The organism is Stenotrophomonas sp. TD3, from assembly GCF_001939825.1.
Taxonomy (GTDB): Bacteria; Pseudomonadota; Gammaproteobacteria; order Xanthomonadales; family Xanthomonadaceae; genus Stenotrophomonas.
Window position 1 is genome coordinate 23,081 of the sequence record NZ_MOYM01000003.1, and the last position, 20,144, is coordinate 43,224.

Here is a 20,144-nt window from a genome sequence, read left to right on the forward strand (position 1 = left end):
TGACCTGGACGAGCCGGCACGCGCCGACAGCCGCTGTCTGGCAGCGTTGAAGTGGCTGGCCGGCACTGGATGATCACGACAGCGTTGGCCTTCCCACTACAATGCCCTCCGCTTTCACGGAGAACGTGCAGATGATCTACCGCGGTTGGGGAATCATGACGCTGGTGACGCCGATTGCAGCGATCCTGCTGCTGGCGTACTTCTTCCCGCATGACGGCCCCAAGGGCAATATTCCGCTGCAGCAGGTGCTGCTGGGGGCAGGTATCGGCGCAACCGTGAACGTGCTGCTGGGCCTGTGGCTCAATCGTGCGCCCCGGCAGAAGGGCGAGGCCGCGCGCCATCATTTCTTCTTCGTACCGATGCAGTGGGCCGCGCTGGTTCTGGTGGCGGTGTGCGTGGTGGTCGCACTGCTGCGCTGAGGCGTAGCGCCTACAGCTCTGGTAGGTGCCAACCTTGGTTGGCACGAATCGAAGAGCGCCAACCAAGGTTGGCATCTACCAGACAGGAAAGAAAAAAGGCCCCGGATCACTCCGGGGCCTTTTCGTTTCAGCGCACTGACGGATCAACGATCCGGGCGGTGTGCAGCATCCGCGTCGCGCTGGCGTTCCATGAACTCCTTGGACGGTTCATCCAGCTTGTCACCCAGCATGCGGCGCACGACCACGAAGAACACCGGGATCATCAGCAGGCCGAGCAGGGTGGCGAACAGCATGCCGCCGATCACGCCGGTACCGATGGCGTGGCGGGAGTTGGCGCCGGCGCCGGTGGAGATCGCCATCGGGATCACGCCCATGATGAACGCGAACGAGGTCATCAGGATCGGGCGGAAGCGCAGGCGGGCCGCTTCGATGGTGGCATCGCGCAGGTTCCTGCCGGCTGCGCGCTGCTCCACCGCGAACTCCACGATCAGGATCGCGTTCTTCGCCGCCAGGCCGATCACGGTGATCAGGCCGATCTTGAAGAACAGATCGTTGGGCAGGCCGCGCAGCATCGACAGGCCGAGGGCACCGAGCACACCCAGCGGCACGACCAGCAGCACCGCCACCGGGATCGACCAGCTTTCGTACAGGGCCGCCAGGCACAGGAACACCACCACGATGGACAGCACCAGCAGCAGCGTCGCGGCGTTGCCGGCCAGGATTTCCTGGTAGGACATGCCGGACCAGTCGTAGCCGAAGCCGGCCGGCAGGTCGTCGTTGACGATGCTCTCCATGGTCTGCATCGCTTCACCCGAGCTGGTGCCCGGGGCCTGCGAGCCGACGATGTTGATCGCCGAGTAGCCGTTGTAGCGGCTCAGCGACGGCGGTGCCGACACCCATTCGGACTTGACCACGGTGTTGAGCGGGATCATCGAACTGGTGCCGTCGGCATTGGTGGTCAGGCTGGACGGGCTGTAGAAGCTCTTCAGCGATTCCTGGCCGGTGCGATACGGGCCATCGGCCTGCATGGTCACGCGCTTGATGCGGCCTTCGTAGAAGAAGTCGTTGACGTACACCGGGGCCAGCATCAGCTGGATGGTGCTGTACACGTCCGACACCGACATGCCCATCGACTGCGCCTGCACGCGGTCCACGTGCAGCTGCAGCTGCGGGGCGTTTTCCAGCCCGTTCGGACGCACGCCGACCAGTGCTTCGGGCTTCTGCGCAGCCTTGCCCAGCAGGATGTTGCGCGCCTGGGTCAGCTGTTCGTAGCCGGCACCACTGCGGTCCTGCAGCCACATGTCGAAGCCGCCGAACTGGCCGAGGCCCTGCACGGTGGGCAGGTTGACCACGAAGATCTGCGCTTCCTTGATGCCGTAGAACGCGCCGTTCATGTTCTGGATGAACTCGGGCGCGGTGAACTTGCGTTCCTCCCACGGCTTCAGGCGGATGAAGCCCATGCCCACGTTCTCGCCGGAACCGACGAAGCTGAAGCCGGCCACCTGCAGCATGCCTTCATAGCCATCCTGCTTTTCCAGGATGCCGCGCATCTGCGCGAACACTTCGTTGGTCTGGCCCTTGGTCGAGCCCGGCGGCAGCTGCACGATCGCCAGCGCATAGCCCTGGTCTTCTTCCGGCAAGAAGCTGCCCGGCATGCGGGTGAACAGGAAGCCGCACAGCGCGGTCAGCACCACGAACAGGATCATCCAGCGCGGCGCATGGCGCACCGCCGAGGTGATGTGGCCCACGTATGTGTGGCTGATCTTGTCGTAGTACTTGTTGAAGGTGCGGTAGACGATGTTCGGGTTGTCGTTGTGCGTCGGCTTGAGGAAGGTCGCGCACAGCGCCGGGGTGAAGCCCAGCGCCAGGAACGCCGAGAACGCCATCGAGATGGCGATGGTCAGCGCGAACTGCTTGTAGATCTCACCGGCGGCACCACCCTGCAGGGCGGACGGGATGAACACCGCGGCCAGCACCACGGTGATCGCCACCACCGCGCCGGTGATCTGGGTCATCGCCTTCTGCGTGGCCGGCTTCGGCGCCAGGCCTTCCTCGGTCATGATGCGTTCGACGTTCTCGATCACCACGATCGCGTCATCGACCACGATGCCGATCGCCAGCACCATCGCGAACAGGGTCAGCTGGTTGATCGTGAAGCCGATCATCCACATGCCCAGGAAGGTACCGAGCAGGGCCACCGGGATGACCAGGGTCGGGATCAGGGTGGCGCGGAAGTTCTGCAGGAAGATCAGCATCACCAGGAACACCAGGAACACTGCTTCAAACAGTGTCTTGACCACTTCCTGGATGGAGATCTTGACGAAGGTGGTGCTGTCGTACGGCGAGAACCAGGTCACGCCGGACGGGAAGCTGGGCTGCAGCTCGTCCATCTTGGCGCGCACCGCATCGGCCACGTTCAGGGCGTTGGCGCCCGGCAGCAGCTGGATGGCGAAGGCGCCGGTCGGCTTGCCGTTGTACTGGGTGTCGAAGCCGTAGTTGTTGGCACCGAAGGCAACGCGGGCGATGTCCTTCAGCAGCACGCGCGAGCCGTCAGCGTTGGCGCGCAGGATGATGTTCTCGAACTCCTGCGGCGAGCTGAAGCGGCCCTCGGCCGAGACCGTGGCGGTGAAGTGCTGGCCTTCCGGCGACGGGTCCGAACCCAGCGCACCGGCAGCGAACTGCACGTTCTGCGCACGCACCGCGGCCAGCACCTGGCTGGCCGACAGGCCGTAGCCCTGCATCTTTTCCGGGTTCAGCCAGATGTTCATGGCGTACTCGGAACCGAACTGCTGGGTGCTGCCGACGCCGGGGATACGCGAGACCTGGTCGAGCACGCGCGAACCAACGATGTCGTTCAGGGCGTCACGGTTGATGGCCGGTGTATCGGACTGCAGCGCAATCACCATCAGGAAGCCGGCGTTGGCCTTGGCCACCACCACGCCCTGCTGGGTCACTTCCGAAGGCAGTCGTGGCGTGGCCAGCGAGACCTTGTTCTGCACCTGCACCTGGGCGATGTCCGGATCGGTACCGGTCTCGAAGGTCAGGGTGATCTGCGCACGGCCGTTGGAGGCTGACGAGGAACTGAAGTACAGCAGGTGATCGATACCGGTCAGCTGCTGCTCGATCACCTGGGTGACCGATTTCTCGGTGGTGTCCGCACTGGCGCCCGGATAGGTCGCCGAGACGGTGACCTGCGGTGGGGCGATGTTGGGATAGGACTCCACGCCCAGGTTGAGGATCGCGATCACGCCGCTGAGCGAGATCAGGATCGCAACCACCCAGGCGAAGACTGGATGCTCGATGAAAAATTTAGGCATGACGGAAGGTTCCCGTTACTGCTTGTTCGAATCGGTGGCGGCCGGCTTGGCCGCATCGGCCTGCTCGGGCTTGGCCGCGTCGGCCGGTGCTGCGCCCGCCGGAGCGGCGCCGCCTGCGGCAGGCTTGCCGTTGGCGTCCTGCCCCGGGGTCCACGGCTTGGCGACTGCCGGTGCACCTTCCTTGACCTTCTGCACGCCGGCCACGATCACCTTGTCACCGGCGGCCAGGCCATCGCTGACCAGCCAGTTGCCGTTCTGCGCGCCATCGGTCTTCACGTTCTTGCGCACGACCTTGCCGTCGGCACCGACCACCATCACGTAGCCGCCGGTGGTGTCGCGCAGCAGGGCCTGCTGCGGCACCAGGTAGGCGTTGTTGCGCTCGCCCAGGTTGGCCTGGAAGCTGACGAAGGCGCCCGGCAGCAGGATCTGCTGCGGGTTCGGCAGCAGCGCGCGCAGCGACACTGCGCCGGTGGCCGGGTCGACCGTGGTCGAGGAGAAGTCCAGCGTGCCCGGCTCACCATAGGTGCTGCCGTCGGCCAGCTTGACGTTGACCGTAGCCTTGCCGTCACCGGACAGCGCCAGCGCGCCCTTGGCCTGCTGCGCACGCAGCTGGGTCAGCTCATCCACGCTCAGCGAGAAGTTGACGTACAGCGGGTCGAGCTGGTCGACGGTGGTCAGCAGGGTCACATCGCCCTGGCCAACCAGCGCGCCCTCGGTGACCTGCTGCTTGTTGGCCACGCCGCTGATCGGCGCGGTCACTTCGGTGTAGCCCAGGCTGATGCGCGAGGAGGTCACCGATGCTTCGGCCTGCTTGACTGCGGCCAGCGCGGTGCGCTCGGCCGATTCGGCATTGTCCAGGTCGGCCTTGGAGACAAACTGCTGCGGGGCCAGCGAACGTGCGCGGTCGGCGGCGACCTTGGCGTTGGCGTAGGTCGCGCGGGCCGAGGCCAGCTGCGCCTCGGAGGCATTGAGCGAGGCACGCAGCGGCGCCGGGTCGATCAGGAACAGGGTCTGGCCCTGCTTGACCTGCGAGCCTTCCTGGTAGACGCGCTTGAGCAGCACGCCGGGCACGCGTGCGCGGACGTCGGCGCTGCGGAACGGCGACAGGCGGCCGACCAGCTCGCGCTGCAGCGGCAGGGTCTGCGGCTTGGCGTCGATCACGCCCACCTCCGGCGGCGGGGGCATCTGCTGTTCCGGCTTCTTGCAGGCAGCCAGAGCGACAGCAACGGCGCACGTCAAGGCAAGGGTGCGGAGTGGGGCGGTCATCAGGAGGAACTCCGGGGTTGGTTTGTAGACGGGGCCGGCGACGGCTGTGGCGCGAACGCGCGCAGGAAGCTGTCGACGGAGAACTCTGCCCAGCGCCGACGCAAGAGCGCGTCATCACGATGGGGGGTATGGAAGCGCTGTTTGTCGAAATCCTGACCGGCGATCATGCTCAGCAGCAGTTCGGCCATGAAGTGCGGGTCGTCATGCCGGAGCTGGCCTTGCATGCAAACGGTTTCAATCCATTCAGCAAGATGAAGCGTCAGCGCGCCGGCACCATGCCGGTACAGCGTACGCGCCTCTTCGGGAAACTGGGCCGCCTCGGCTGCAATCAGCCGGCAGGCCTGTCCTACGTGCGGTTGGTTGAAATGCTCCAGGAAGTCGGTGGCGAACTGGAGCAGGCTGGCACGCAGGTCGTCACCGCGGAGTGCACGCAGCATGGCCCCGGTGGCGTGGCCGACGTGGCGCTGCATCACCCGGCGCAGCAGTTCCTGCTTGCTGCCGTAGCGCGAGTACAGGGTCTGCTTGGAGCAGCCGGCATGCTGGGCCACCGCGTCCATGCTCATCTGCATGCCCTGCTGGGCCAGCAGTTCGCGCACGGCATCGAACACGCGCTCATCGCGCGCGTCGAGGGCAACGGGGAGGTAGGCCGGGTTCACGCGGTGGACTATACCGTCCAGTTCAGGATTGTGGAATCGAATTGGCGTCGCCGCGTGTGTCTTCCGGTAACACGCTTTGCCGATCCTGTCGGCAGTGCTGAAGCAGGCGCCAGCTCCATACCGGAGCGAACTGAATAGGCGTCTAAACCGCAGCAAACCCGAATCTGGTTATTCCGTCCTGCAGCAAGGCCTTTTCGTGCGGTAGGGCTACAATTTCATTTTCCCAACTGAGCAAGCGCATCGCTCTGCCATGAAACCGCAAAAAACCGCAGCCAAGACCGTGAAAAACAAGACCAAACCAGCAGAGTCGGAGGTCGCAGTGACCGCTGGTTTCTCCCTGGAGCCGGTGTACACGGCATTGCGCAAGCGTTACCCCGCGGCCGCACAGGCCGAAGCGGTGGCCTTCGCCACTGACTTCTACAAGCGCATGGAGTCGGACGAGTTCCCGCACCACAGCGCTGAAGAGTGGGCCGCGCTCGCGGCTGAGACGCTGGAATTCGCCCGGACCCGCAAGGCCGGCAAGGCCAACGTCCGCGTGTTCAATCCGACCGCGAAGGCCAACGGTTGGGAATCGCCGCACACCGTGCTGCAGATCGTCAACGACGACATGCCGTTCCTGGTCGACACCGTCACCATGTCGCTGGCCGAGCAGGGCGTGGGCGTCCACGTGCTGGGCCACCCGGTGCTGCGCTTCACCCGCGACAAGGCCGGCAAGCTGGTCAAGGTCGGCGAAGGTGACACCGAGTCGGTGATGCTGCTGGAAATCGACCGCCAGCCGGCCGAAGCCATGGCTGCCATCGAGCAGGCCATCAACAAGGCGCTGGACGAAGTGCGTGCGATCGTGCGCGACTGGCAGCCGATGAAGGACAAGGCGCTGGCGCTGGCCGACGACCTGGGCAGCCGCCAGCTGCCGGTCGACGACGCGTCGCGCAAGGAAGCACAGGAGTTCCTGCGCTGGGCCGCCGACAACCACTTCACCTTCTTCGGCTACCGCGAGTACCGCGTCGAGAAGCAGGGCAAGGAAGAAGTGCTGGCGCCGCTGAACGACACCGGCCTGGGCCTGATGCGCGGCAAGGACAAGTCCGCTGCCCGTCCGGTCAAGACCCTGGCCGCGCAGGGCCTGAACACCACGTCCGGTCTGAAGGACGCGCTGATCCTGACCAAGACCAATGCCCGTTCGCGCGTGCATCGCGCCGGCTACATGGACTACATCGGCGTGCTGGAATTCGACGCCAAGGGCAAGATCATCGGCGAGCAGCGCTTCCTTGGCCTGTTCACCTCCAGCGCCTACAACCGCCGCCCGTGGGAAATCCCGCTGGTGCGCCAGCGCCACGAGCACGTGATGAAGCAGTCGGGCCTCGCCCCGGCCAGCCACAGCGGCAAGGCCCTGCGCCACATCCTGGAAACCCTGCCGCGCGAAGAACTGTTCCAGTCCAGCGAGGACGAACTGTTCCGCACTGCGATGGGCGTGCTGGGCCTGCAGGAGCGCGTGCGCAGCCGCCTGTTCCTGCGCCGCGACAAGTACAGCCGTTTCATCTCCGCGCTGGTCTACCTGCCGCGCGAGCGCTTCAACACCGACGTGCGCCTGCGCATCGAAGCGATGCTGAAGGACGCGCTGCACGGCGAGTACGTCGACAGCTCGGTGGTGCTGGGCGAATCGCCGCTGGCCCAGGTGCACCTGATCGTGCGCCCGAAGCCGGGTGAGATGCTCGACGTCGATACCGCCGAACTGGAGCAGAAGCTGGCCCAGGTGCTGCGCAACTGGCAGGACGACCTGCGTGAAGCGCTGGTGACCCGCCATGGCGAAACCGAAGGCCTGCGCATCGCCGCCCGCATCGGCAAGGCACTGCCGGCCGGCTACATCGAAGACAACAGCACCGCCGTTGCCGCCAACGATGTCAGCCAGCTCGATGCGCTGACCGGCCCGGACGACCTGCGCCTGAGCCTGCAGGCCGTGCCGCGCGAAAGCGGCGATGGCCTGCGCCTGAAGCTGTATCGCCAGCTGGACGACATTCCGCTGTCGGACGCGCTGCCGATGATGGAAAACATGGGCCTGCGCGTGATCGCCGAGCGTCCGTACCGCCTGTCGGTCGACAACGCCCCGGTGTATGTGCAGGACTTCGAGGTCGAGTCGACCGCCGGCGCGATCGATGCCGCCAGCGTCGATGAAGCCTTCGGTGAGACCTTCGCCCGCGTCTGGCACGGCGATGCCGAGAACGACGGCTTCAACCGCCTGGTGCTGGCTGCCGGCCTGCACTGGCGCCAGGTCGCCATGCTGCGTGGCTACTGCAAGTACCTGCTGCAGACCGGCGTACCGTTCTCGCAGGCCTACGTGGAAGGCACCTTCGCGCGCTACCCGCTGCTGGCCCGCCTGCTGGTGGAGCTGTTTGAAGCCCGCTTCGATCCGGCCACCGGCCACGAAGGCAAGGACGACATCGCGGCTGGCCAGGCCCAGCTGAAGGCCCACTTCGACGTGCTGGCTGCTGGCGACGACGCCACCCTGAAGGTGCTCAAGACCGTGGTCGACGCCCGCAAGGGTGACCGCGACGCGCAGATGCAGGCCGCGCGCGATGCGCTGCTGAAGCTGATGGACCGTGTGTCCAGCCTGGACGAGGACCGCATCCTGCGCTCGTTCATGGGCGTGATCGACGCGACCCTGCGCACCAGCTACTACCAGACCGATGCCAACGGCCAGCACGGCCATGTCATCAGCTTCAAGTTCGATTCGGCGCTGGTGCCGGACCTGCCGAAGCCGCGCCCGTACCGCGAAATCTTCGTCTACGGCCCACGCGTGGAAGGTACCCACCTGCGCTTCGGCGCGGTCGCCCGTGGCGGCCTGCGCTGGTCGGACCGTCGTGAAGACTTCCGTACCGAAGTGCTGGGCCTGGTCAAGGCACAGATGGTCAAGAACACCGTCATCGTGCCGGTCGGCGCGAAGGGCGGCTTCTTCGCCAAGACCCCGCCGGTGAACGGCGACCGTGATGCGATCTTCGCCAACGGCGTGGCCTGCTACAAGCTGTTCATCCAGGGCCTGCTGGACATCACCGACAACATCGTCAACAACAAGATCGTGCCGCCGGTGGATGTCGTGCGCCACGACATGGACGATCCGTACCTGGTGGTGGCCGCCGACAAGGGCACTGCGACCTTCTCCGACATCGCCAACGGCCTGGCCATCGCGCACGGCTTCTGGATGGGCGATGCGTTCGCCTCCGGTGGTTCGGTCGGTTACGACCACAAGGGCATGGGCATCACCGCACGCGGTGCGTGGGAGTCGGTCAAGCGCCACTTCCGTGCGCTGGGCCGTGACAGCCAGAGCCAGGACTTCACCGCGGTCGGCGTCGGCGACATGTCCGGCGACGTGTTCGGCAACGGCATGCTGCTGTCGCGCCACATCCGCCTGGTCGCTGCGTTCGATCACCGCCACATCTTCCTGGACCCGAACCCGGATGCGGCCACCACGTTCGTTGAACGTGAGCGCCTGTTCACCGTGCCGCGTTCGAGCTGGGCGGACTACGATGCCAAGCTGATCAGCAAGGGCGGCGGCGTGTACCCGCGGACCCTGAAGTCGATCGAGATCACCCCGCAGGTGCGTGAAGCGCTGGGCCTGGACGAGAACGTCAAGGCGCTTTCGCCGAACGACCTGATGAGCGCGATCCTGAAGGCGCCGGTCGACCTGCTGTGGAACGGCGGCATCGGTACCTACGTCAAGGCCGCCAGCGAGCAGCACAGCGATGTCGGCGACCGTGCCAACAACGCGCTGCGCGTGAACGGTGGCGAGCTGCGCTGCAAGGTGGTGGGCGAGGGCGGCAACCTGGGCATGACCCAGCTGGGCCGCATCGAAGCCGCGCAGGCCGGCGTACTGCTCAACACCGACTTCATCGACAACTCGGCCGGTGTCGACACCTCCGACCATGAAGTCAACATCAAGATCCTGCTCAACGATGTGGTGCGGGCCAAGAAGCTGACCGTCGAGCAGCGCAACAAGCTGCTGGCTTCGATGACCGATGAAGTCGCCGAGCTGGTGCTCAACGACAACTACCGCCAGAACCAGGCGCTGAGCCTGATGGAGCGGATGGCGGTCAAGCGCTTGGGTTCCAAGCAGCACTTCATCCGTACCCTGGAACAGCAGGGCCTGCTTGATCGCCAGATCGAGTTCCTGCCGTCCGATGCCGAGCTGTCGCAGCGCAAGGCACGCGGCCAGGGCCTGACCCGTCCGGAACTGTCGGTGCTGCTGTCCTACTCCAAGCTGGTGGCGTTCGCCCAGCTGCTGGATTCGGACATCCCGGAAGATCCGTACCTGTCCAAGGAACTGCAGCGCTACTTCCCGACCCCGCTGCAGAAGAAGTACGCCGACGCGATGGAGCGTCACCGCCTGAAGCGCGAAATCATCGCCACGGCCGTGACCAACCAGACCATCAACCGCATGGGCGCCACTTTCCTGATGCGCATGCAGGAAGACACCGGCCGCTCCATCGCCGAGGTCGCCAAGGCCTACACCATCAGCCGCGAAACGCTGGATGCACGCGCGCTGTGGGCGCAGATCGATGCCCTCGACGGCAAGGTGCCGGAGTCGGTGCAGATCGATGCGCTGGAAGTGATCTGGAAGCTGCAGCGCTCGTTCGTGCGCTGGCTGCTGTCGCGCCCGGGCGCGATGCCCGGCATCACTGAAGCGGTCAACCGCTACCAGGGTCCGTTCAACGACATCCGCGTTGCTTCGGGTGTGCTGCCGGATTCGCAGCGTCCGACCTACGAAGCTCTCGTGGCCGAGTGGAAGGAAAAGGGCCTGCCGTCCGCACTGGCGCAGCAGCTGGCCGAGCTGCACTTCCTGGAGCCGGCGTTCGACATCATCGAACTGGCGCGCACCCGCAAGCTGAAGCCGGTGGACGTGTCCAAGATCCACTTCCGCCTGGGCGATGCCCTGCAGCTGCCCTGGCTGTTCGAGCAGGTCGACGCGCTGGAGGTCAACGGCCGTTGGCACGCCGTGGCGCGTGGCGTGCTGCGTGACGAGCTGGCTGCCAATCACCGCAACCTGGCGGGCCAGGTGCTGGGCACCAAGGGTGGCAGTGCTGAAGCCAAGGTGGCGGCCTGGATGGGCCGCGACGACAACAGCCTGCGCTTCACCCTGGCAATGCTGGCCGAACTGGCCGAGCAGAAGACCCTGGACTACCCGACCGTCTCGGTCGCAGTCCAGCGCCTGGGCCAGCTCGCTGCCCACGGCGCGTAAGTGAAGTAGTGCCAGGCCATGCCTGGCATGAGTAGAACAGAACGGCCCCGCGAGAGCGGGGCCGTTCTGTTTCTGCCCTTGACCTTTGCGACCACCTGACCCGACGCCGGCCGTGAACCTGCCAGGTGGATGACCGGCATATCCGCCGGGACCGTGAGCGCCATGGATGGCGCGATCGAGCCCCCAGGGATGGGTTTACGGCGTGTCCCGGCGGATATGCCGGTCATCCGCCCCACGGGGTCCAACTCCCGGCGCTCGGTTATGCTCTCCATCAAACCCACCCGGATCCACCGATGAGCGACACCCCCCGCATCGCCTTCCTGGCCAGCGCCACCGAACCTGCACAGATGGCCCGCGCGGCGATGGTCTCGCGCTATGGCGATCACGCGCCGGAGCAGGCCGACGTGCTGTGTCCGCTGGGCGGCGACGGCTTCATGCTGCAGACCCTGCACCGGCATGGGCACCTGGGCAAGCCGGTGTTCGGCATGAAGCTGGGCACCGTCGGCTTCCTGATGAACCAGTACCGTGGCGACGACGACGTGCAGGCGCGCATTGCCCGTGCCGAACCGGCCAACCTGCGCCCGCTGGAAATGGTGGCGCTGACCGAGTCGGGCACCAGTACCGGTTCGCTGGCTTACAACGATGTGTCGCTGCTGCGCCAGACCCGGCAGGCCGCGCATATCGGCATCGACCTCAACGGCCAGGAACGCGTGGCCGAGCTGATCGGCGACGGCGTGCTGGTGGCCACCCCGGCCGGCAGCACCGCCTACAACTATTCCGCGCACGGTCCGGTGCTGCCGCTGGGTTCGCATACCATCGCGCTGACGCCGTTGGCCCCGTACCGGCCGCGTCGCTGGCGCGGGGCGATTCTCAAGGCCGACACCGAGGTGCGCTTCCGCGTGCTCGATCCCTACAAGCGCCCGGTCAGCGTCACTGCGGATTCGCACGAGACCCGCGACGTGGTCGAGGTGACCATCCGTGAGTCGAAGGACCGCCGCGTGACCCTGCTGTTCGACCCGGAGCACAACCTGGAAGACCGGATCCTGAGCGAACAGTTCGTTTTTTGAGGACAATGGGCGGCCGGCCCCGCCGACCGCTTGAAGGACCCCCACCGATGGGCGACAACTCCCCCCGTTTGCTGACCGTCGCGGTGACCTCGCGCGCCCTGTTCGACCTCGAGGAAAGCCATGCGCTGTTCGAGAGTGATGGCGTGGCGGCCTATGCCGAATTCCAGCGCCAGCATGAGGACGATATCCTCGGCCCCGGCGTGGCCTTCCCGGTGGTGCGCAAGCTGCTGGCGCTGAACCAGGGCGCCAGCCCGGAGAGCCCACGGGTCGAGGTGATCCTGCTGTCGCGCAACTCGGCCGATACCGGCCTGCGCATCTTCAACTCGATCCAGCACTACGGCCTGGGCATCATCCGTGCGACGTTCACCGCCGGCGAGCCGACCTGGCCGTACGTGAAGCCGTTCGGTACCGACCTGTTCCTGTCGGCCAACCCGGAATCGGTGCGCAGCGCGCTGCGGCATGGCATTGCGGCGGCAACCATCCTGCCCAAGCCGCCTGGCGAGACCGCCGCTGCGGCGGCCGACCAGATCGATACCGGTCGCCCGGCCGGCCAGCTGCGCATCGCCTTCGACGGTGACGCCGTGATCTTCGGTGACGAGAGCGAGCGCATTTCGCGCGAGCAGGGCGTGGAAGCCTTTGGCCGCCACGAGCGCGAACGCGCCCGCGAACCGCTCAGCGGCGGTCCGTTCCGGGGTTTCCTGTCGGCGCTGCATACATTGCAGGAAGTGTTCCCGGTCGGCGAGAGTGCGCCGATCCGCACCGCACTGGTCACCGCGCGATCGGCACCGGCGCATGAGCGGGTGATCCGCACCCTGCGCGAGTGGGGCGTGCGCCTGGACGAGGCGCTGTTCCTCGGTGGTCGCCACAAGGGGCCGTTCCTGCAGGCGTTCGGCGCCGACATCTTCTTCGATGATTCGCAGCACAACATCGACAGTGCCCGCGAGCATGTGGCCGCCGGCCACGTACCACATGGTGTCGCCAACGAGAGCTGAGGGCACGACGGGTCGGTGCCAACCGTTGGTTGGCACTGCCATGCATCCGTGCCCACCAAGGTGGGCACCTACCAGGGCGCCATGCCCCGGTAGTTGCCCACCTTGGTGGGCATTGCCGTCAGGCCACGGGTCCGGTCACGGGCTGCCGGACATCCCCAGCTGCAGGTCCACCACCTTCCAGCGCAGGCCCTGCGGTTCCAGCACCACCTTCAATGGCGGCTGGCCCGGGCCGCGATCGACATCGATCACGAAACGGTCCAGTGCCTCGAAATGGTGCTCGGCATGCTTCAACGGCCGCGCCGGTTCGGTCGCACCGAAGGCATCGCCGCCCTGCAGTTCATTGCGGCCACGCTTCCACAGCACGTGGCCCTGCAGCATCGCGCCGATCCCGGTCGGGGTCACCATGGTCTCCACCGCGGCACCACCAAGCTGGTCGCCCAGGCCATAGAGCAGGGCGCCGAACGGGCTGGCTGCCACGTCGGGGCCGGCCTGGCGCACCAGGTAGTCATTGAGCTGCGCACGCAGGCTGCTGCGCACGCGCGGGAAATCGACGTAGCGCTCCAGGCGGGCGGTGTCGCGCTGCTCGATGGCCTTGGACAGGCCATTGACGGTCATGTAGGGGCCGCCGAACCACCAGGCCGCGACGGCCAGGACCAGCAGCACAATGAGTGCGGTGAGTTTCTTCATGCCGACCAGACTGCCGCAATGGCGGCAGTGCCGGGTGAAGACTCAATGACTGGGCGAGCCACGGCCGTCACCGAAGGCATCGACCAGTTGTTGCCGTTCGGCTGGGGTCAGTGCTTCCAGCCGCGTCGCCAGCACCTCGTCGAGGCTGCGGGTGCGGGTGGTACCGAGGATGCCGCTGGCCACGCCGGGATGGCCCAGCGCATAGGCGAAGGCGGTCTGGGCCGGGCGTTGGCTGTGGATCGCGCCCATGGCGCGCCGCATCTGGCGGGCACTGCGCATCAGCTGGCGGCTGCTGGGTTTCAGCCAGGCACGCGCCAGGTACCAGCCATCGGCCAGCCGTGGCAGGCGAGGACGCGCGGGCAACAGGTGGCCCTGAGCCAGCACGGTGCCGGCCAGCACGCCAATGCCCACCGCCTGCAGCTGGTCGATCAGCGGTTCGCGGTCCTGCTGCAGGGCGTTGTAGTCCAGCAGCACCACATCGAACGCGTCGGGATGGGCGATCATCCAGCGCAGGGTCGATGCCGAGTGGGTGTTGATGCCGGTGTGGCGGATCAGGCCGCGTTCGCGCAGGCGTTGCAGCGCGGCCAGCAGGTCGTCATTGATGTCGTGTTCGCTGGCGCCATGCAGCTGGTAGAGGTCCAGATGATCCAGGCCGAGGTTACGCAGCGACGCCTCGCAGCTGGCGGTGATGGCCGCGGGCGAGAAGTTGCGCTGCTCGGCGCCGCTGATGCCGGCCTGGCCGGTGAGCGTGCCGCCTTTGCTGGAGATCACCAGCGCGTCGCGCGGGTACTGCTTCAGCAACGGGCGCAGGATGCGGCCCAGGCGCGGCTCGGCATGGAAGCCGGAATAGTTGTGGCCGGTATCGAGCAGGTTCACGCCATGGGCGAGCGCATGCTCGACCACGGCGGCCGCCTCATGCTCGGGGAAGCGGCGATGACCCCAGAAGCCGGAGCAGCCCAGGCCGATCGGTGAAACGGCCAGGCCGGTGCGGCCGAGCACGCGCCGCTGGCGGGCCAGCGGAAGATCCTGCGACATCAGAACTCCAGGTCCAGCGCGGCGCACAGGTAGTCGACGAATGGACCGAGGGCGGCCAGGTCCTTGCTCAGCGTGGACAGCAGTCGCGGGCCGGTCATGGTGGCGTCGTCCAGCGAGCGCCACATCACCCAGTTGCGGTGCTTGAGGTCGTCGATGAACTCGAAGTCGGCCGGGAAGCCACGCGGGGGCCGCACCAGCTTCTCGCTCTCCTCGAAATCGAAGCGCTTGCGCAGGGCCGGCGCATGCGCGGCGGCCTTCCAGCTGCCCGGGTTGTCGAGGATGAAGTGGCGCACGCGACGCTGGGTTTCAGGCTCCGGATGCCACAGGCCGGCACCGACGAAGCTCTCGCCGGGCTGCAGGTGCACGTAGAACGAAGGCGCGGCCACCTCGCGGCGGCGCTCATGGAACAGGCGCGCGCCCTGCCAGGTCTTGTACGGTGACTTGTCGTTGGAGAAGCGCGCGTCGCGATGGATGCGGAACAGCGAGCCGCCGACGCCGCGGGTATCGGCGCGGAAATGCTCGCTGACCTCGGCCAGGGCCGGCTGCAGGTCGCCCAGCAGGCGCAGGAACGGCTGCCGTACGTGGTCTTCATACTGCTGGCGGTGGTCGTTGAACCAGGCCTTGTCGTTGTGCCGCGCCAGGCTGCGCAGGAACTTGAAACTGGCGTCCGAGAAGTAGGTGCTCACAGCGTCTCCTGCAGGTGCTGGCCCCAGTCGCGCAGCGATTGCAGCAGGGCCTGGCGCCGCGCGTCGTCGGGCGCTTCGGCGGCCAGTGCATCGAGCTGCTGCTGGTACTGGGGCAGGTTGAGTTCGCCCAGCCCGCCGTCGCCGAGCAGGCGCTGGCGGCGGTAATCCTGCCAGCGCTGGCGTTCCGCCGGCGCGAGGCTGTCGGGGTGGTTGCGTGCGCGGTAGCGGAACAGCAGCTCCGGCAGGCGCGGGTCGCGGAAACGGCCTTCCAGCGCGGCCAGCTGCTCCGGCGCGGTGGTGCGTGCCAGTGCAAGCAGCGGCTTGTCGCCATTGCCGAGGAAGCCGTCGTACAGCGAGGCATCGACGTCGACCACGGTGGCGGCGCGGGGCTGGTTGTAGACCTGCCGGGCCTTCTCGGCCAGCTCTGGGGCGAACGCGCGCAGCCGTTCCACCTTGGCCTCGATCGCGGCCACGTCCAGGCCGAGGCGCGCGTGGTCATCGGCGCGCAGGTGATTCCAGGCGATCAGCGCCGGCACCTTGTTCAGATGTACTTCCTTCAGCGGCACCCGCGCCATGCCTTCGGGCAGCTCGCTGGCGCGCATGTACAGGCGCTGCGCGATCACTTCGGCCGGCAGTTCCAGCAGGTCGTCGATCTCGCCTTCCAGGTCGAACACGATCACCCGGTTGTTGATGGTCGGGTGAACGGCCAGCGGCAGCACCGGGGCCGCACACAGGCGGCTGGCCGGGTAGCGCATGGAAATGTGCAGCACCGGCTTCATCGCGGCCACGTCCAGCAGGCTGCCGACGAAGCGCTTGTCACGCAGCTTCAGTGCGTAGTCCCACAGGCGTGGCTGCGACTGCTTGAACAGGCGTGCCATGCCGATGGTGGCGCGTACGTCGGACAGCGCTTCGTGCGCATCGCCCTCGCGCACGTTGTTGGCCTCGGCCAGGTGCTCGAGCTTGAACGAGGTGGCGCCATCCTCGCGAAGCGGCCACTGGATGCCGTCCGGACGCATCGCGCGCATCAGCCGCAGCATGTCCAGCAGGTCCCAGCGCGAATTGCCGTTGCGCCACTCGCGCTCGTACGGGTCGTGGAAGTTGCGGAACAGGCCGTAGCGGACGAACTCATCGTCGAAGCGCAGCGTGTTGTAGCCCAGCGCGCAGGTGCCGGGGCGCGACAGCTGCTCGTTGATGCGGTCGAAGGCCTCGGCCTCGCTGATGCCCTCGGCCAGGGCCTGCTGCGGGGTGATGCCGGTGACCAGGGTGGCCATCGGCGAGGGCAGCAGGTCATCGGCCGGGCGCACGAAGAAGCTGACCGGGGTGTCGATTTCGTTGAGGTCGGCGTCGGTGCGGATCGCGGCGTACTGCGAGATGCGCGTGCGACGCGGGTCCTGGCCGAAGGTTTCCAGGTCGTAGAACAGGAAGCTGTCGGCCATCAGTGCGCGCCCTCCAGGACCGGCAGCCGCGCGTGGATCTGCGCTTCCAGTGCGGCCCAGTCGATGTTGTCCAGTGAATCGTGACCGGCGGTGGCGGCCACCAGCATGTCGCGCTGCAGCTCGGTGCGGCGCAGCGCCTCGGCGTAGGGCGTGTGCAGGAAGGTGACCATCGTGTAGTGCGGCACGAAACGGGTCGGCCAGCGCCGCTGCAGTTCCTGCTCCAGTTCGCGCTGCAGCAGGAACGCGGGATCGGCGACGCGGTCGCGCATCTCCAGGTAGTTCTCCAGCGCCATCTGCTGGATGGCACGTGCATTCGGCTTGCGCTCGGCTTCGAACGCGGCGAATGCGCCTTCCAGGTCATCGGCCTCCATCAGGTGGCGGGCCAGCGCAACGCAGTCCTCGAACGCGCAGTTCATGCCCTGGCCGTGGAATGGCACCATCGCATGCGCGGCATCGCCGATCAGCACGGCGCGGCCGTGCTGGTGCCAGCGCTCCAGGGTGAGCGTGCCGAGCAGGCCCGGCGGGTGCTGTTCCCAGTCCGCGCGCAGGTTCGGGATCAACGGCAGGGTGTCGGCGAACTCGCGTGCGAACAGCGCTTCGGCCTGCGCACCGGTGTTGACCGTGGCGAAGCTGGGATCGCCCTGGTTGGGCAGGAACAGGGTGACGGTGAAGGTGCCTTCGTGGTTGGGCAGGGCGATGCACATGTAATGGCCACGCGGCCAGATGTGCAGCGCATTGCGCTCGATGCGGAAGCTGCCGTCGGCGGCCGGCGGGATCTCCAGCTCCTTGTAGGAGTGGTCGAGGAAGGCGATGTCCTCGCCCAGCGGCGCACGGCGGTTCATCGCCGCGCGCAGTGCCGAACCGGCGCCGTCGGCACCGATCAGGGTGTCGAAGCGGATGTCGTGCGGGCTGTCGTCGCGGTCATCGATGAAACGCGCGTAGCCGGCATCGAAATCAACGGTGTGCAGGCGGCGATGGAAGTGCACGGTGGCGCCGGCCTGTTCGGCCAGTTCCAGCAGCGTGGTGTTCAGGTCGCTGCGGTGGATCGACCAGATCACTTCGCTGTCATCACGGCCATAGCGCTGCAGCTGTGGTTCGCCATCGCGCGGGTGCACCATGCGGCCGCGCATCATCACCGCGCGCGCCATCACTTCGTCCTCCACACCCGCCTGGCGCAGCGCATTGCGCCCGCGCTCGGCCAACGCCAGGTTGATCGAACGACCGCTCTCGTAATCGGCCACGCGCGGATCGCCGCGGCGTTCGTACAGGGTGATGCGCCAGCCTTGCCGTGACAGCAGGATGGCCAGCAGGGACCCGGCCAGGCCGGCACCAATAATGCTCAACGAGCGGGAAGCATGTGCGATCAACGAACTGTCCAGCAGTAGAGGAGAGGCTGGCTTAAAGGCCGGCCCAGGCTTCCACTTCCTCGACGAAGTGGTGCACGTCCAGGTAGCGGTTGTAGAGCGGGGTGGGCGAGATGCGGATCACGTCGGGCTCGCGCCAGTCGCCGAGCACGCCGATGCCGCGCAGGTGCTCGAACAGTGCGCGGCCACGCTCGCGGCCACCGATCACGCGCAGCGACAACTGGCAGCCGCGGCGCTGCGGGTCGGCCGGGGTGATGATGTCCAGCACCTGCGGCAGGCGCGCGCGCACCAGCGCTTCGAGCATGCCGGTCAATGCCAGCGATTTGCTGCGCAGCGCTTCCATGCCGGCGCGCTCGAACAGGTCCAGCGAGGCACGCAGCGGTGCCAGGCCGAGAATCGGTGGATTGCTCAGCTGCCAGCCCTCGGCGCCGATGGCCGGCGTGAACTGCGGCGCCATCTGGAAGCGGGTGGCTTCCTCATGGCCCCACCAGCCGGCGAAGCGCGGCAGGGTGGTGTCGCGGTGGTGGCGCTCGTGCACGAAGGCACCCGCGACTGCCCCCGGGCCGCTGTTGAGGTACTTGTAATGGCACCACACGGCGAAATCGGGGGCTACGTCATGCAGGCGCAGCGGCAGGTTGCCGACCGAGTGCGCCAGGTCGAAGCCGATGCGTGCGCCCTGCAGGCGTGCGGCGCGGGTGATCGCATCGAGGTCGAAGGCCTGGCCGGTGCGGTACTGCACGCCAGGCCACAGCACCAGCGCAAGGCGCGGGCCGTGTTCGGTGATGGCGCGCTCGATGGCGTTCAGCGAGATCGTGCCGTTGGCTTCGTCCGGCTGCACTTCCACCAGGCACTCGGCCGGGTCGAAACCATGGAAGCGGATCTGGGCTTCCACGGCGTGGCGATCGGTCGGGAACGCGCCGGCTTCCATCAGGATCACCGGGCGCTGGGCGGTCGGCCGGTAGAAGCTGACCATCATCAGGTGCAGGTTTACGCTCAGCGTGTTCATCGCCACCACTTCGCTGGGCAGCGCGCCGACCACGCGGGCCACCTGCGCGCTCACCAGACGGTGGTAGGACAGCCACTGCGTCGGGCCGGTGAAGTGGCCTTCCACCGCCAGCTCGCCCCACTGCTTCATCACTTCCTGCACCGCTGCCTGCGCGCCGCGCGGCTGCAGGCCCAGCGAGTTGCCGACGAAGTAGGTCTGCTCGCCGCCACCGTGGCGCGGAATCAGGAATTCATTGCGCAGCGGGCGCAGCGGATCGGCGGCGTCCAGGGCGATGGCGTGGGTGCGGCTGAGCAGGTCGGACATGGTCGGGCAACAGGCTGCAACGGGACCGCCAGTGTAGCGCCTGGCACGGCGGGACCGACGCCCGGGATGCCTGCGTACCGCTATTGCTGTAGAGCCGAGCCCATGCTCGGCTGCCGGGCCACGAAGCCGAGCATGGGCTCGGCTCTACAGGGGCGGGTGGTCAGCCCGCCGCCGGCACCGGCAGCGGGTCCACGTGCCCGCACTGGCTGCAGGTGCGCAGTTCCAGGCTGGCGTGGTAGCGCGCAAATACCTTGGGCAGGTCGGTTTCGATGTTCTGCAGCGGGAAATACTCTTCGTGCAGCTTGTGGTTGCAGCGCTCGCAATGCCAGATCACGCCATCCATCTCGTGCGGCAGGCGCTTGCGCTCGACCACCAGGCCAATGCCACCGGGCGGGCGCCGCGGCGAGTGCGGCACCTTCGCCGGCAGCAGGAAGATCTCGCCGGCACGGATCGGAATATCACGCACCGCGCCGTCTTCCTGCACCTTCAGCACCATCTCGCCTTCGAGCTGGTAGAACCACTCGGGGCCTTCGTCGTAGTGGTAGTCGGTGCGCGAGTTCGGCCCGCCGACCACCATCACGATGAAATCACCGTTGTCGATCATCTTGTTGCCCACCGGCGGCTTCAGCAGGTGGCGGTTCTCTTCGATCCAGGCGTGCAGGTTGATCGGCGAAGCGAGCATG

General features: G+C 66.9%; 14 protein-coding genes. 4 read left to right on the forward strand and 10 right to left on the reverse strand.

Going from position 1 to position 20,144, the window contains the following annotated elements:
- Positions 1-131: 131 nt before the first annotated feature.
- Complete coding sequence (locus BKE09_RS19450; protein ID WP_075678314.1) at positions 132-419, forward strand: hypothetical protein; 288 nt, start codon at positions 132-134, stop codon at positions 417-419.
- Positions 420-562: 143 nt separating this feature from the next.
- Here the strand turns inward: BKE09_RS19450 and BKE09_RS19455 are convergent, their stop codons facing one another.
- From BKE09_RS19455 to BKE09_RS19465, 3 genes are read right to left on the reverse strand one after another with little or no spacing between them, the layout of a single operon-like run.
- Positions 563-3,736 (reverse strand): multidrug efflux RND transporter permease subunit, encoded by a 3,174-nt coding sequence (locus BKE09_RS19455; protein WP_075677402.1) that lies wholly within the window; start codon positions 3,734-3,736, stop codon positions 563-565.
- A gap of 15 nt (positions 3,737-3,751) precedes the next feature.
- Positions 3,752-5,002: an efflux RND transporter periplasmic adaptor subunit gene (locus BKE09_RS19460; protein ID WP_075677404.1), complete on the reverse strand. Its 1,251-nt coding sequence runs from the start codon at positions 5,000-5,002 to the stop codon at positions 3,752-3,754.
- Positions 5,002-5,658, reverse strand: coding sequence for a TetR/AcrR family transcriptional regulator (locus BKE09_RS19465; protein WP_014037749.1), 657 nt, complete (start codon positions 5,656-5,658; stop codon positions 5,002-5,004). Before BKE09_RS19465 ends, BKE09_RS19460 begins: the two co-directional genes overlap by 1 nt.
- A gap of 250 nt (positions 5,659-5,908) precedes the next feature.
- On the opposite strand from BKE09_RS19465, the gene BKE09_RS19470 reads away from it, so the two are divergent.
- From BKE09_RS19470 to BKE09_RS19480, 3 genes are all read left to right on the forward strand, one after another.
- The gene (locus BKE09_RS19470) at positions 5,909-10,885 is read left to right on the forward strand and encodes an NAD-glutamate dehydrogenase domain-containing protein (RefSeq protein ID WP_075677406.1); all 4,977 of its coding nucleotides are present in this window, start codon (positions 5,909-5,911) and stop codon (positions 10,883-10,885) included.
- 293 nt (positions 10,886-11,178) lie between these two features.
- Positions 11,179-11,952: an NAD kinase gene (locus BKE09_RS19475; RefSeq protein ID WP_032962058.1), complete on the forward strand. Its 774-nt coding sequence runs from the start codon at positions 11,179-11,181 to the stop codon at positions 11,950-11,952.
- Between the two features lie 47 nt (positions 11,953-11,999).
- Complete coding sequence (locus BKE09_RS19480) at positions 12,000-12,944, forward strand: 5'-nucleotidase (protein ID WP_075677408.1); 945 nt, start codon at positions 12,000-12,002, stop codon at positions 12,942-12,944.
- Between the two features lie 135 nt (positions 12,945-13,079).
- Here the strand turns inward: BKE09_RS19480 and BKE09_RS19485 are convergent, their stop codons facing one another.
- The 7 genes from BKE09_RS19485 to BKE09_RS19515 form a co-directional block, all read right to left on the reverse strand.
- Positions 13,080-13,631: a DUF2939 domain-containing protein gene (locus BKE09_RS19485; protein WP_049443197.1), complete on the reverse strand. Its 552-nt coding sequence runs from the start codon at positions 13,629-13,631 to the stop codon at positions 13,080-13,082.
- A 42-nt stretch (positions 13,632-13,673) separates the two neighbouring features.
- Positions 13,674-14,666, reverse strand: coding sequence for an aldo/keto reductase (locus tag BKE09_RS19490; protein ID WP_075677410.1), 993 nt, complete (start codon positions 14,664-14,666; stop codon positions 13,674-13,676).
- On the reverse strand, positions 14,666-15,352 hold the full coding sequence (locus BKE09_RS19495) for a DUF2461 domain-containing protein (protein ID WP_075677412.1): 687 nt from the start codon (positions 15,350-15,352) through the stop codon (positions 14,666-14,668). The genes BKE09_RS19490 and BKE09_RS19495 overlap by 1 nt, the downstream gene beginning before the upstream one ends.
- Positions 15,349-16,788 (reverse strand): exodeoxyribonuclease I, encoded by a 1,440-nt coding sequence (gene sbcB / locus BKE09_RS19500; protein ID WP_075677414.1) that lies wholly within the window; start codon positions 16,786-16,788, stop codon positions 15,349-15,351. The genes BKE09_RS19495 and sbcB overlap by 4 nt, the downstream gene beginning before the upstream one ends.
- Positions 16,788-18,155, reverse strand: a complete 1,368-nt coding sequence (locus BKE09_RS19505; RefSeq protein ID WP_075677416.1) for an NAD(P)/FAD-dependent oxidoreductase — start codon at positions 18,153-18,155, stop codon at positions 16,788-16,790. The genes sbcB and BKE09_RS19505 overlap by 1 nt, the downstream gene beginning before the upstream one ends.
- Before the next feature lie 31 nt (positions 18,156-18,186).
- Positions 18,187-19,461 (reverse strand): kynureninase, encoded by a 1,275-nt coding sequence (kynU, locus tag BKE09_RS19510; protein ID WP_075677418.1) that lies wholly within the window; start codon positions 19,459-19,461, stop codon positions 18,187-18,189.
- A 160-nt stretch (positions 19,462-19,621) separates the two neighbouring features.
- On the reverse strand, positions 19,622-20,143 hold the full coding sequence (locus BKE09_RS19515; RefSeq protein ID WP_075678315.1) for a 3-hydroxyanthranilate 3,4-dioxygenase: 522 nt from the start codon (positions 20,141-20,143) through the stop codon (positions 19,622-19,624).
- Position 20,144 lies beyond the last annotated feature (1 nt).